The sequence below is a fragment of the Flaviaesturariibacter aridisoli genome, from assembly GCF_004343705.1.
Classification (GTDB): domain Bacteria; phylum Bacteroidota; class Bacteroidia; order Chitinophagales; family Chitinophagaceae; genus Flavisolibacter; species Flavisolibacter aridisoli.
Genome location: NZ_SKFH01000014.1, coordinates 31,363 through 44,982, shown reverse-complemented (window position 1 = coordinate 44,982; position 13,620 = coordinate 31,363). Strand labels below are relative to the sequence as shown.

Annotated in this window: 10 protein-coding genes; 3 read left to right on the top strand and 7 right to left on the bottom strand. The window is 59.9% G+C overall.

Annotation, left to right across the window (positions count from 1 at the left end; genetic code table 11):
• Positions 1–27: 27 nt before the first annotated feature.
• The 4 genes from E0486_RS10345 to E0486_RS10330 form a co-directional block, all read right to left on the bottom strand.
• A complete protein-coding gene (locus tag E0486_RS10345; protein ID WP_131852097.1) occupies positions 28–2,331 on the bottom strand; it encodes a PKD domain-containing protein in 2,304 nt (767 codons plus the stop codon).
• A 100-nt stretch (positions 2,332–2,431) separates the two neighbouring features.
• A complete protein-coding gene (locus tag E0486_RS10340; protein WP_165917282.1) occupies positions 2,432–2,947 on the bottom strand; it encodes a thioredoxin family protein in 516 nt (171 codons plus the stop codon).
• Positions 2,948–3,087: 140 nt separating this feature from the next.
• Positions 3,088–3,789: a MerR family transcriptional regulator gene (locus tag E0486_RS10335; protein WP_131852095.1), complete on the bottom strand. Its 702-nt coding sequence runs from the start codon at positions 3,787–3,789 to the stop codon at positions 3,088–3,090.
• Between the two features lie 128 nt (positions 3,790–3,917).
• Positions 3,918–4,889: a M23 family metallopeptidase gene (locus E0486_RS10330; RefSeq protein WP_131852094.1), complete on the bottom strand. Its 972-nt coding sequence runs from the start codon at positions 4,887–4,889 to the stop codon at positions 3,918–3,920.
• A gap of 180 nt (positions 4,890–5,069) precedes the next feature.
• Here E0486_RS10330 and alaS point away from each other — a divergent pair, with 180 nt between their 5' ends.
• From alaS to E0486_RS10315, 3 genes are all read left to right on the top strand, one after another.
• Positions 5,070–7,685 (top strand): alanine--tRNA ligase, encoded by a 2,616-nt coding sequence (gene alaS, locus E0486_RS10325; RefSeq protein WP_207906240.1) that lies wholly within the window; start codon positions 5,070–5,072, stop codon positions 7,683–7,685.
• Between the two features lie 266 nt (positions 7,686–7,951).
• Positions 7,952–8,929, top strand: a complete 978-nt coding sequence (locus E0486_RS10320; RefSeq protein WP_131852093.1) for a PDZ domain-containing protein — start codon at positions 7,952–7,954, stop codon at positions 8,927–8,929.
• Between the two features lie 214 nt (positions 8,930–9,143).
• A complete protein-coding gene (locus tag E0486_RS10315) occupies positions 9,144–10,355 on the top strand; it encodes a TlpA family protein disulfide reductase (RefSeq protein WP_131852092.1) in 1,212 nt (403 codons plus the stop codon).
• A 74-nt stretch (positions 10,356–10,429) separates the two neighbouring features.
• On the opposite strand, the gene E0486_RS10310 is transcribed toward E0486_RS10315, so the two are convergent.
• From E0486_RS10310 to E0486_RS10300, 3 genes are read right to left on the bottom strand one after another with little or no spacing between them, the layout of a single operon-like run.
• Positions 10,430–11,404 (bottom strand): fasciclin domain-containing protein, encoded by a 975-nt coding sequence (locus E0486_RS10310; RefSeq protein ID WP_165917281.1) that lies wholly within the window; start codon positions 11,402–11,404, stop codon positions 10,430–10,432.
• 36 nt (positions 11,405–11,440) lie between these two features.
• Positions 11,441–12,019 (bottom strand): DUF4843 domain-containing protein, encoded by a 579-nt coding sequence (locus E0486_RS10305; RefSeq protein ID WP_131852090.1) that lies wholly within the window; start codon positions 12,017–12,019, stop codon positions 11,441–11,443.
• Between the two features lie 18 nt (positions 12,020–12,037).
• Positions 12,038–13,603 carry a RagB/SusD family nutrient uptake outer membrane protein gene (locus tag E0486_RS10300; RefSeq protein WP_131852089.1) on the bottom strand — a complete coding sequence of 522 codons (1,566 nt, stop codon included), beginning with the start codon at positions 13,601–13,603 and terminating at the stop codon, positions 12,038–12,040.
• Between the last annotated feature and the right edge of the window lie 17 nt (positions 13,604–13,620).

The window sequence follows — 13,620 nt, the reverse complement described above, 5'->3', positions numbered from 1 at the left end:
TCTTGACTTAACGTATTTACGGCTGCATCAGAGCTTCAGGAAGCGAAGTGTTGTTGCCTTGCCCTTATCACTATAGCCAAGCAGCTGGTAGGAGCCCGGCGCAATGCCGTTCAGGGAGATGCGGAGACTTCCGTTTCCGTTCGTCACTGCCTGCGTAAAGCGGCGAACGATGCGTCCACTGCCATCTACAAGCGTCCAACTGATCGTCATGCTGCGGTTGGCGCTTACCCGGATCGTTGCATCGTCGCGCACGGCCGTGGGGAGGAGGGCCGCTTCCGAAATACCGGCCTGCAGGTTGCTGACGGCCGTTGTGCAGCCAATGGTCACCGTTTTCGTTACCGTGTCGGAACAATTGAACGAACTGGTGCTTATCAATTTCACATTGTACACACCTGCTGCGGCATAGGTGTTGGAAGGATTCTGCACCTGTGCAGTTTGTCCATCGCCAAACTGGTAAAAGTAGGAGCTGACGTTACCCGAAGAAATCGTGCTGGTGCCGGTGAAGTTTACCGTGGCGGGCGCACATCCGGGCACCGAATTGGTGAAGTTGGAGACCGGTCGGGGGAAAACGGTCAGCGATCCGAGGCCAGAGGAATCAACACCGCAGGCATTTGACACAACCAAATAATAGTAGCCGGCATTGGCGGCAGTGATTCCGGGGAGATCAATTCCGTTTGTAGTGGCGCCAGCTATCGGACCAACACCCTGCTTCTTCCACTGGAAGGTAAGGGGAGCCGTACCGGTAGTGCTGGCAAGGAACGAAGCGTTCGAACCAGGGCATCCAGCCTGGTCTACCTGAACCAGTGTAGCGGTCGGTGGGGTGCAGGCAGCAGCATAGGTAAATTCATCGGCGCCGATATCGGGCGTGCTGCCGCTGCGGGCCTGTGCATCGTAGTCAACCGTTACACCTACGTTCGTGCCCTTGTTGTCGAAGGCGCTGTTGCCGGCAGCCGACGGGCTGATGTGCAGGTCGGTTGCGGAAACAAACGTGGGCAGCAGGCTGATGGAGTTGGCATCGCTGCTGTTACCGGTTTGCCATCCCGAAAGGGTAGTGTAGTCGCTGGATGTTGTAGCGGAAGTTCCGCCGATAAAGTTCAGCGCGTTACCGGTGCTGTACAGGTCGTTATAATTCGATTTGAACGGAACCAGCCCGCCGCCCGGGCTGGAGCTGAGGATGGCGTATTGCTTACCAGTGCCGGAGCTAACGCGGGTATTCACAAAGATGTTGTTGAACACCGAGTCGTTGGTGCTGGTGTAGTTCTTCAGGTAGTTGAACGAAACAGCTGCGCCCGAAGCCGTGCCGCTGATCACCACCGTATTGTGGAGCACGGAAGCCTGCGAGGCCGCACTTTCCTGGGCGATAGCGCGGATGCTGGAAGTAGCGTCGTTGAAGCGGATGATGTTGTTGATCATGCGAAAGCTGGCTACATCGTAGAAGTCGACACCGTAAATAGTACCGGCAGACGTGAGGCTGAGATCGTGGATGTAGTTGGCATGAAGGGTCATGTTCTGCACGCCCGTGGGCTGGTTGATACGGATACCGAAAATAGAAGCGCCCGTGCCTTGCGCTCCGAAGATCTCGTTGCGCTCGATCAGCGTGTTGTTCGAGTAGCCCACCGACCCGTTGCCATCCATGATGCCGTAGGTAGCGAAGTTCATCACCCGGTTGTTGCGGTAGATGTTGTTGCTATTGGGCTTGCCGCTCGTGCCGGTGTTGTAGATGCACACGATAGGCTTGCGCAGCGTGGAGCTGTTGGTGAAGTCGTTGTTCTCTACAAGGTTGTTGTTGTTGCCGGCTGCAGCTGTAGTGGAGCTGATCAACAGCACGCCCGAGTTAAAGGTCGACCCTTTGATGACGCAATTGCGGATGGCGTTGTTGCTGGCGCCATTGATCAGGCGGATGCAGTTGCTGAGCGTATCCGCGTTTGAGATCGTCAGGTCTTTTGTAATGCCGCCCTGCGTGTTCGATCCATCGATCGTCACGTTGGTAGCGCCATTGAGTTCGAGCAATGCCACGGCAAACGGGGTGCCCGTGCTGATCACCGGTGTAGTACCTGCCGCCGGCTTGATGAGCACCGACGTGTACGAAGCGGTTCCCGTGCTTCCGAGGAGGCTGGCGGTAGCCATTTCAGTGGTGTTTCCTGTGATGCTGATCTGGATCGTGCCTTTATGCGTTCCGGCATTAATGGCATCGAAAGCGCCCTTCAAAGTAGTGTAACTGGTGGGGCCGAGGGTGCCTGTTGTTGCTGTTACGGACACCTGGGCCGCAGCGCCGAGGGCGCAGAGAACAAAGGCTGCCAGGAAAGTGAGTTTTGAGTAAAAAGAGTGCATGCGCAAATAATTTGGTGAATAGGAACCTCCAAATTAGCGACACCTGCGCACAAATACTGTCCGTTGGAACGTTGTTTCTAAAATTTCTTTGGTCCGGACCCTATTTGAATCCAGCCGCAACAATCTTCCCGATCTCTTTTTCGGGCAGCCCGGTGCTGCCATATTCAACGATGCGGCCTACTTCCTTACCGTTGCGCAGTACGATGAACGTAGGCACGTTGGTAATGTTGAACGCTTCGGAAAGATGCTGCACCGTGTGCTTCTGGCGGTCGACACCTAACAGGGTTACGTGGTCGGCCGAAACGCCGGCGGCCTGGAACGTGGCCATCATCTTGGGCAGCACCTGCTTTGTATCGTCGCACCAGGTGCCGCCAAAGGCGAGCAGGTAAACGGAATCTTTATGGGCGCGGAGCGCGGCGAGCGCCTCCGCATTGGGGGTGAAGCTCTTGATGCCGCTGGCATACCAGGCAAAGGCCGTGTCGGTGGACAGGGTCTCCACCGGGATGAACCCTTTCAGCACCTTCGAGCCGTTTTCGGCATCGCGGCTCTCCTCGGGTTGCTGGGCAAAAACGGCCGTCGAGGCCAGCAGGGAAAGGGCAAACAGGATCTTTTTCATGAATAGTCTACTGGTTTTGTCAAATATAGGATGGAACCCCGGCCGGGATGGTTGCAGGAGGGAAGGTTTAGAAAGGTTTAGGAGATCCATTGAAGCGGGCGCCAGCCGGCTCCAAACGCACAACGGTAAACCCGGAACCGCTACATATGCGCTTTCAGCTCCAGCAGGAACTTCCGCACCCGCTGCAGCGATTGAATGAGCTCGTAGCGCTGGTCGGCGCCCTTATTGCGCTTCAGGAAGTCGCGGGCACCATCGATGGTGAACTTGCGGCGGCGCAGCAGGTCGTGAATGAGCTGCACGGTCTTGATGTCCTGCGGGGTGAAAAAGCGATCGCCCTTGCGGTTCTTGCGCAGCTGTAGGCCGAAGGCCGCTTCCCAGTAACGCAGCAGCGAAGCATTGACGGCAAACATTTCGGACACCTCGCGGATGCCGTAGTACTGCTTTTTCAGCAACTCCTCGTCGGGGGGCACCTGCACGAGACCCACTTCTTCGGCCATCGCCTTCTGGCTCTTGCGGCCGCGCTTGCTCTTTGTTTTCTCGGGCGCTGGCTCGGCCGGGGCGCCGGAGAGGTACTCCGACAGGCCGGAAGCAGGCTGCGGACCGAGCGGGTCGGGGAAGGGTTCGGCTCCAGGCGCCGGGGGCGCCGGGTCGTCGTACACAAACGAAAAATCAAAGGGAGCGTCCGGCGCCGGCAAGTCGCCTGTTGCAGCCCCATAGGGAGCATCCGCTGGCTTTTCCGGGATGCCGTCCGCGCCGGGCACAGCCGGTTCTCCCGGCTTTTGGCCGGGCTTTTCGGGCTCACCGAAAAAGTCAAACGCAAACTGGAATTGTTCGTCCGGCATCGGGGACAAAAGTACGGGAATCGGGAATCGGGAATGCTGACGCCCAGAACAAGGAACGGATGCGGCTGGCATCCGTTCCTTTGATCACGCATTGTACATTGCCGATTCCCGATTGCCGATTCACGAACCTAATCGAAACTCTGGTTGTTCGCCTGCGCACGCTTCAGCATCTCGTTGAACTGCTGCGGCGTAAGGTCGTTGTAGAAGAAGTAAACGGGATCGAGCTTGCGGCCGTTCTTGTGCACCTCGTAGTGACAGTGCGGGCCGGTGCTCTTACCGGTAGAACCCACGTAGCCAATGATCTCACCGCGCTTTACCTGCTGGCCGCGCCGCGCCTTCACCCGCACCATGTGGCCGTAGAGGGTTTCGTAGCCGTAGCCGTGGTTGATCTCCACGTGGTTGCCGTAGCCGTCGTTTTCGTTGCCGGCAACCGTAACGCGGCCGTCGGCGGTGGCGTAGATGGGCGTACCCTGCGGCGCTGTGAAGTCGAGGCCCGCATGCATCTTGGGCGTTTTGTAAATGGGGTCGATGCGCACGCCGAAGCCGGAAGCGATGCGGCTCAGGTCCTGGTTGCTCACCGGCTGGATGGCCGGGGTGGCGGCCAGCAGCGTTTCCTTATTGCGCACCAGCACCTGCAGTTCGTTGTACGATTTGGACTGAACGGTCATGCGCTTTTTCAGTCCTTCCATCGTGGAACGGATAGAGGCCACCAGCTGGCCGTTGTCCATTTTCTCCACCCGGGCCACTTCCTGCTGCTGCTCCAGCGCCTGGGCGCGGGCCGAGTCGGGAATGGGCGTCGCCTCAAAGATGGAGCGGTACACGTTGTTGTCGCGCTTTTCGAGCTCGCTCATCTGCGCCCGCAGGTCGTCGAGCTGCTTGTCGACGGCTACGAAGCGGTCGCGCAGGGCCCGGTTCTCCGACTGCAGGAATTTTTCGCCCGGCGAGCCCAGGAAGCGGAAGGCCGCCCAGGCCAGCAGGCCGCCCGTTACGAGACTCACGGCCATAAAGCTGAAAAGGCGCAGCAGCTTCACGCGCAGCGGCGTTACGAGCTTCTCGTAACGGAGGGTGTGGGTATTATAGTAGTATTTGATTTTCTTCATGGAACCACAGGATACGTGAGGCGTGAGGCGTGAAGCGTGTGCAATTTCCCAACGTCGGAGGCGGCTCACGGCTGACGCCTCACGCCTCACGATTCATTACCTTTGGCCTCCCTTGCCCAAAGGCAAGGCCAACAAATTTACCTTTCCGACAGGAAAAACCTCAACAATCTTGTTTCACTCATGATGACCAGTGCCCAGATACGCCAGGCCTTCCTGGATTTTTTTGCGCAGAAAGGCCACCAGATCGTGCCTTCCGCGCCCGTGGTGGTAAAGAATGACCCGACCCTGATGTTCACCAACGCGGGGATGAACCAGTTCAAAGACTACTTCCTTGGCAATAAAACGGCCCCCTCGCCGCGCATCGCCGATACCCAGAAATGCCTGCGCGTCAGCGGCAAGCACAACGACCTGGAGGAAGTGGGGGTGGATACCTACCACCACACCCTGTTCGAGATGCTGGGCAACTGGAGCTTCGGCAACTACTTCAAAAAAGAAGCGATCGAGTGGAGCTGGGAACTGCTCACCAAGGTACTCGGCATCCCCGAAGACCGCATGTATGTGACGGTGTTCGAAGGCGACAGCGCTGAAGGCCTGCCGATGGACGACGAAGCCGCCGCCGAATGGCGCAAGTGGGTGGCCCCCGGGCGCATCCTGCTTGGCAATAAGAAAGACAACTTCTGGGAGATGGGCGACACCGGCCCCTGCGGCCCCTGTACGGAGATCCACGTAGATACCCGCCCCGACGCCGAGCGCGCCGGAATTGACGGAAAAACGCTCGTCAACGCCGACCACCCGCAGGTGATCGAGATCTGGAACAACGTGTTCATCCAGTACAACCGCACCAAAGACGGCTCGCTGCAGCCCCTCCCCGCCCGCCACGTGGATACGGGCATGGGCTTTGAGCGCCTCGTGCGCGTGCTGCAGGGCAAACAGAGCAACTACGACACCGACGTGTTCACCGGCACCATCAGCGCCATCGAAAAGATCACCGGTAACAAATACGAGGGATCCGATGCGGGCAAGAGCGACATCGCGTTCCGCGTTCTGAGCGACCATATCCGGGCCGTTTCCTTTACCATCGCCGACGGGCAACTGCCCGCCAACGGCGGCGCCGGCTATGTCATCCGCCGCATCCTGCGCCGCGCCGTACGGTATTATTTTTCCTACCTCGAATACAAGCAGCCCCTGCTGCACCAGCTCGTACCCGTGATTGCCGAGCAGTTCCGCACGGTATTCCCGGAGCTCGATGCGCAACAAGCCTTCGTCGCCCGCGTCATCCGCGAGGAAGAAGAATCCTTCCTCCGCACGCTCGATAAGGGCCTCCGCCGCATCGACGACCTGCTGGCCCGGGGCCGCATCAGCGGTGCCGAAGCCTTCGAACTCAACGACACCTACGGCTTCCCCTTCGACCTGTCGCAGCTCATCGCCTCCGAGCGCGGCCTCTCGATCGATGAAGCCGAATTCAACGCCGAACGTAAGAAGCAACAGGAGCGCGGCCGCGAAGACCGTGCCGTGGACGCTTCCGACTGGATCACCGTCAACGAAAGCGCCAACAACTCGCTGTTCGTAGGCTACGATTCGCTGGAAACAACCGCCAACATCCTGCGCTACCGCCACGTAAAGGCCAAGGGCAAAGAAAGCTACCAGCTCGTGCTCGACCGCACGCCCTTCTACGCCGAAAGCGGCGGCCAGGTGGGCGACACCGGCCTGCTCCTGATGGGCGACCAGCGCATCCGCATCCTCGACACCCGGAAAGAAAACGACCTCATCGTACACTTCGCCGAGCGCCTGCCCGAGCAGATCGGCGGCGAATGGACCGCGAAAGTAGATGGCACACGCCGCACGCACACCGCCGTGCACCACAGCGCCACGCACCTGCTGCACGCTGCGCTGCGCCTGGTGCTGGGCACACACGTGGCCCAGAAAGGCTCGCTCGTAAATGCCGAATACCTCCGCTTCGACTTCTCGCATTTTGCGAAAATGACCGACGAGGAGATCGCCCGCGTGGAGCACCTCGTTAATGAAAAGATCCGCGAGAATGTGCCCGTGGTGATCCAACAAATGCCGAAGGAAGAAGCGATGAAATCGGGTGCCACCGCGCTCTTTGGGGAGAAGTACGGCGACACCGTGCGCGTGGTGACCATCGACCCTGCCTATTCGGTGGAGCTTTGCGGCGGCACGCACGTGGGCCATACCGGTGAGCTGGGCTACTTCAAGATCACTTCCGAAAGCTCCTCGCAGGCCGGCGTACGCCGCGTGGAAGCCGTATGCGGCCTGGCTGCCGAACTCTACCTCAACGAACAGCTGCGCCAGCTCCGCGAGATCCGCGAAGCCCTTCAACCCGCCAAAGAGCCGCTCAAAGGCATCGCTTCCCTGAAAGAAGAAAACACAGCCCTTGGCAAGCAGGTGGAAAAGTTCCAGCAGGCGCAGATCAACGCCCTGCGCGACAGCCTGCTGCAAAAGCAGGAATCCGTTGACGGCCTCACCTTTATCGGTGCCGTTGTTTCGGTGGGCAGTGCCGACGCGCTGAAAAAGCTCGTCTTCGACCTGAAAGGCGCGCTGAACAATGCTGCCGTCGTACTGGCCGCCAACATCGAAGGAAAGGCCTCCGTGGCTATTGCTTTCGACGAAGCCCTGGTGAGCAGCAACGGCTACGACGCCGGCGCGCTGATTAAAGGCACGGTTGCCCCGCTGATCAAAGGCGGCGGCGGCGGGCAAAAAAGTCTCGCCACGGCCGGCGGCCAGGATGCGGGCAACCTGCAGGCCGTGATCGATGCTGTGAAGGCGAAGCTATAGAACAGGCGAACAGGGAACAAGGAAGTACGAATAGGGAAGGGAAGTCTGAACAAGGCTTCCCTTTTCTCTGAGATCCGCCTACGTCACTATTCCTTGTTCCCTGTCCGCACCGCTCATGCGGCGGAACATCCCGCCCATAGGCGTTTTTCCCTGTTTTACGAAGATTTTCGGGGATTAGGACATTTTAACAGTGCGAAATGTTTCGTATTCAAAAAGAGCTTCCTATATTTGATCTACGAAATTCAACGTAGCCAAATACAAAACTTATGAAACGTATCGTATTACAAGGATTGGCGGTGGCCGGAGCGCTGGTAGCGCTGCCTGCCCTGGCGCAGAATAAGCCTGCCGCGAAGAGCAAGGAAAAAGAGCTGCAAACGATCGTCATCACCCGCGATGGGAACATCGACGACAAAACCACCATCGAGATCAAAGGCAACCAGGTGCTGGTAAACGGCAAGGAAGCTGATAAGAGCCCCGACGTGAATGTGAACGTTACCACCGTCAAGCGCGGCGGCCACGTGAGTATCAACGGGATCGGCGGCCGTAATACCTGGGTGTATTCCAACGACGAGGACGGCCCCAGCTTTTTCGGCGAAGATGAGCACCGCGCCATGCTGGGCGTTGTGACCGACCTGGTGGAAAAAGGCGCCCAGGTAAACAGTGTTACCGAAGGCAGCGCCGCCGAGAAGGCCGGCCTGAAGAAGGACGACATCATTACGAAGATCGATGAGGTGCTGGTGAAGGGCGACGGCGACGTTACCCGCGCCATCCGCGCCCATAAGCCCGGCGACAAGGTGAAGGTGACCTTCCTCCGCGATGGTAAAGAGCAAACGGTGACCGCCGAGCTCTCCAAGTGGAAGGGCCTGCACAACTTCAACCTGCGCGTTCCCAGCTTCGATATACAGGTGCCCACACCCGCCGTGCCCATGCCTCCCAACGGCGCCTACTACTTCCGCTCGAGCGATCGCCCGCGCCTCGGTGTATCGATCCAGGACACCGAAGACGGCAAGGGCGTAAAAGTGACCGATGTGGATGAAGAGACCCCCGCCGCAAAAGCCGGCCTCCAGGTGGACGACATCATCACGAAAGTGGACGACGACAACATCGGCAGCACCGACGACCTGAAGCGCATCACCCTTCGCGCCCGCCAGGGAAGCAATTTCAGCTTCACCGTGCTGCGCGGCGGCAAAGAGCAGAAGCTGGAAGTGAAGTTCCCCCGCAAGATCAAGACCGCCGACCTCTGATTTAGTTTCTTATGTGCATATACCTTACGGCCCTGGCGTCTCCCGCCGGGGCCTTTTCGTGCCTTCGACACGTAGAGAAAGAACGCAGATCCCGCAAGCGGGATACGCAGAGTTATGATTTGCTGGCGCACGCAAGTATAGTTGCGCTAATCTTAAAAATCATAAAAGTCTGCGTTCTTTCTCTCCTGCCGCTTGCGGCACCGATCTTTGCCCCATGAAACGAACGCTTCTTCTCCCCGTGGCCGCCATCGTGCTGCTGGCGGCCTGTCAAACGAAAACTACCGGCGCTTTTACGGTCGATGGCACGTATAAAGGCGCGCAGGGCGCCACCATCTACCTCGAAGAAACCAGCTTCAACAGCAATGCGCCCGTGATCGTGGATTCGGCCCGCGCCGATGCGAAGGACCATTTTACACTCAAGGGCAACCGTACCGAAGAAACGCAATACCTCCTGCGCGTGGCCGGGTCGCGCGATCCCTTTGCCACCGTCATCAACGACGCCACGCAGATACACGTCAGCGCCGATCCCCTCAACAACGAGCATCCCTTCACCGTGGAAGGATCGCCGGCCAGCAAAGCGCTCACCAGCCACATCGACGCCAACAACCGCCAGCTGTCGACCCTCGTGGCCTTCGCCCGCCAGCGCGACAGCCTCACGCGCGCCGGTGTAGCCGACAGCCTGCTCGGCGGCCTCGACCGGCAACGGCAGGAAGCGGCCAGCACCTTCAAGAGCTATACCCGCAACGTCATTCAACAAAGCAACAGCGCGGCGCTGTCGGTCTTCGCGCTCGGCTCCTACCAGGCCTATGCCGCCAACCGGATGCTCGGCGTGGACCCGTTTACCCGCGAGGAGTTCAACGCCCTGCTCAATGAAACAGTGAGCCGCTTTCCGAAGAACAGCGGCCTCGCGGAGCTGAAAGCAACCGTTACCGCCCAGCAGCAACAGCAGGATGCGCGCGCCGCGCAGCAACCCGCCAATCCCGACGGCATCAGCGCCGCTTCGGCAGCGTTACTAGGCAAGCCGGCGCCGGAGCTGAGCCTCACCGATCCCGAAGGCAAGCCCCTGTCGGTAGCTTCCTTCCGCGGCAAATGGGTGCTGGTCGATTTCTGGGCCTCCTGGTGCGGCCCCTGCCGCGCCGAAAACCCCAACGTGGTGCGCGCCTACCAGAAGTATAAGAACAAGAATTTCACCGTGCTGGGCGTTTCCCTCGACCGCGACAAGGAATCGTGGACGGCCGCCATCCGCCAGGACGGCCTTACCTGGCCGCACATGAGCGATCTTCAATACTGGAACAGCAAGGCGGTGCCGGCCTACGGGTTCGAAGGCATTCCCTTCAACGTGCTGGTCAATCCGGAGGGCACCATCGTTGCGATGGGCCTGCGCGGCGAAGCGCTCGATGCCCGCCTGGCGCAGGAGCTGAAATAAGCCAGGAGATCCGTCAATAAAAAAGTCCCCCGCCAGCTGGCGGGGGACTTTTTCTTTCTGCTAAACTGTGTTATTTAAGGCATTAACACGCGATCGATTACGTGCAGCACACCCGAGCGGTAGAGAATGTCGCTCGTAGTGATGTTGGAAGCTGCAGCGCTGTTGGTGCCCTTCACCGTGGTGCCGCCGGCGCCAACGGTGATGGCCGTACCCTGAACCGTGTTGAGGGTAGTGTTGGCGTAACGGGCTGTGAGGTCGGACGAGAACGCGATGCGGCCCGACTGGGTCAGCGAGGTAGCCGGAACAACGTGGTAACGCAGCAGGGCGCTCAGTGCCGTCGGATCGGCAGCATTGATGGCGTTCACGTCGGCATAGCCCGCAGCCTGGAAGGCGGCGTTGCTGGGTGCGAAAACCGTCCACCGGTTGCCTACGTTGTTGAAGCTGTTGGTGAGGCCGGCGCGCTGAACGGCGGCGGCAAACAGGCTCAGGTTGGGCATCAGGGCTACGGTGGTGGTAAAGTTGCCACCGGCCGGTGCCAGCACGCCGGCGATCTTGTGGATCACCCCGTTGTTGGCGGAGATGTCGGTCTGCGTCACCTTACGGCCGTTGATGTAGAAAGCCGTCGGAGGCGTGCCTACACCGGTTACGAACAGCGTGTCGCGGTTCAGGTTGGTGTACACGGCATTCGGGCCGGGCAGGAACGACATCAGGGTAGTACGTCCGGACAGGATGTGGTTGCGCAGCAGGGTGCGCAGCGTCTCCACCGGGAGGCTCGAAACGGCCGATGCCGTGATACCGGCGGCTGCGAAGGCAGAGTCGGTAGGGGCAAAGATCGTGTACTGACCGAGGTAGGAGAAGGTAGAGTCCATGCCGGCGCGGCGCAGCGCGTTGGCGAAGATGGTCAGGCCATTGCTTTCCGCAACGGTCGCCACGTTGGCGGCTACCCCGGGAGGGTAGGCGATGTTATTCTCGCGCTTGTCGCAGCTGGCGAGGCCAAGGGCGGCCAGCAGCACGATAGAGGCGCTCAGGAACAGTTTATTCAACTTCATTTTCATTGCGTTTGAGGGTCATCAAAAGTGGCGGGATTACTGGGCAATACCCCAGCCGATATACTTGTAGTTCTCCGAAGCAAGCACCTCGCTGTTGCCGCTCAGCTGGAACACCACGTTGACCGTGGGAATGCCGCCGGGCGTGAGGGGACCGGGGTTGAGCACACGCCAGCGCGCATAGCCGAAACTCGAGTGCGCGGGGATCGTCACCGTGCGGTCGATCAGCATGTAGTGCGTGCCTTCCACGGCGGTGCTGAAATTCGGCTCCACACTTACGGCGAAGGTCTGGGCGTGGTCCATTTGCGGGCCTACCAGGTTCACACGCATCGTAACGGTGTCGGTGGTAGTGGCCGGTGCCGGTGCCACATAAAGGCGCGTCAGGGCCGGGTCGGCGGGGGCGCCGTAGGCCGTGGCGGAGGTGAACACGTTGCGGCCGTATGCCTGGGGCACGCGGGTGAGCAGCGGGAAGGGATAACCCGACGTACGGGCGTTGTAGGTAGCCGCGTCCCACTCTACGAGCGGCTGGCTATCGAAAACTTTATCCTCGTTCTTGGTGCAGGCGCTGAAGGTAGCTACAGCAAGCAGCAAGGGTAGTATTGCTTTGAATTGTTTCATCTGAAATCGCTTTAGAAATTAGTAACCGAAGTTTTGAACCATGTTGGGGTTCACATCCGTTTCGCGAACGGGGATGGGTGCCAGCACTTTGAAGTCCGTGTAGCCGGTGTACAGCGTAGCCGTAGACTTGGGCATCGTCAGACCGAGGCGCTTGAAGTCGAACCAGCGGTGGCCTTCGAAGGCGAACTCGAGGCGACGCTGCTTCAGGATCTCACCGTACAGCGTGGTAGCGGCGGGAGCCGTGGGCGCAACGATCGGCAGACCGGTGTTGGCCGACAGGCCGTTGTCGAAGCTTTGCTGCGTGGTAGCGTAGTTGGCATAGCGGGCCTGCTTCACTTTCTGCAGGTCGGCCAGGGCGCCGGCTACGTCGCCGTTGTTGAGGCGGGCTTCCGAGCGGATCAGGTATACTTCGGGGATGCGGATCACCGGAACGTTGTCGAGGTTGGCGACGCCGTTCTTGCCGATGAACTTGGTGCACTCGATACGCGCCGTGCCACGGCCGGTAGTACCCGACTCGAACAGCAGGTTGCGGACATCGTCCGAACGACCGGTGAAGGTGCCACCGGCGCCGTTGGCCGCGATGCCGGTAAAGCCGAGGGCCTGCAGCATCGGGGTTGCGGGTACGAGGTCGCCGAAGCCTACCGTCAGCGACGGCTTGCCGCGCTCACCGAGCGTGGTATACGACGTTTGCAGCGACGTGTTCACACCGATGTTCTCGGACTGGTTGGCGAAGCGGATTTCAAACAGCGATTCGGGGTTCGTTTGCGAGGTCCAGCTCGAAACGTAGCTCGAAGTAGTGGCGAGGCGGGCAACGTTGGCGGGCACGTTGAGCACGGAGTCGCTCCAGCGGGCGGCGTTCACCCAGTCGCGGCGGTAGAGGGCCACGCGGGCGAAGAGGGCCTGGGCAGCAACCTTGGTAGCCACGAAGGGCAGACCGGCGTTGCTGGTAGTGAGGCGGCGGTTGGCGGAGTCCAGGTCGGCATAGATCCGGCGGTACACCGAGTCGGCCGTGGCGCGCGCGGGCGTCGTAGCCTGTGCCTGGGGGATCGTGCCGGGGGTTGCGAGCATCACGGGTACGGAACCGCGGTCCTGGCCCTGAACACCCATACCGGGCTCATAGCCGTAAACGCGGGCGAGGTCGTGGTACATCAGGGCGCGCAGGAAGAAAAGCTGGCCTTCCCAGTTGTTGCGCTCCGCGGTAGTAACGGCGGGCGACACGTTCAGGCTGGGGATGGCGGCGAGCACCTGGTTGATCTGCGCGATGGCGTAGTAGTTGTTCTGCCAGAGCACGAAGTGCGAGCCGGTGCCGTTCTGGTTTTCAGCCAGCAGGCGGCCCGATTTCTGGGTGGCGAACGCGTTGTCGGCGAGGGCCTCGGAAACGGCGAGCAGGTCGCGGCCGTAGTTGGTGGTCGATTTCAGGGACGCGTACACGCCGGTGATGGCGGCATTGATGCCTTCGCGGGAAGTGAGGGCCACCGATACGTCCACCGACTGTTTCGGATCCAGCTCCAGCTGCTTTTTACAGCCCGTCATAGAGGCCAGCAGCAGGGCGCCACAGGTGATATTATATAGAATCTTTTTCATGTTGTTCGTTCGATTAA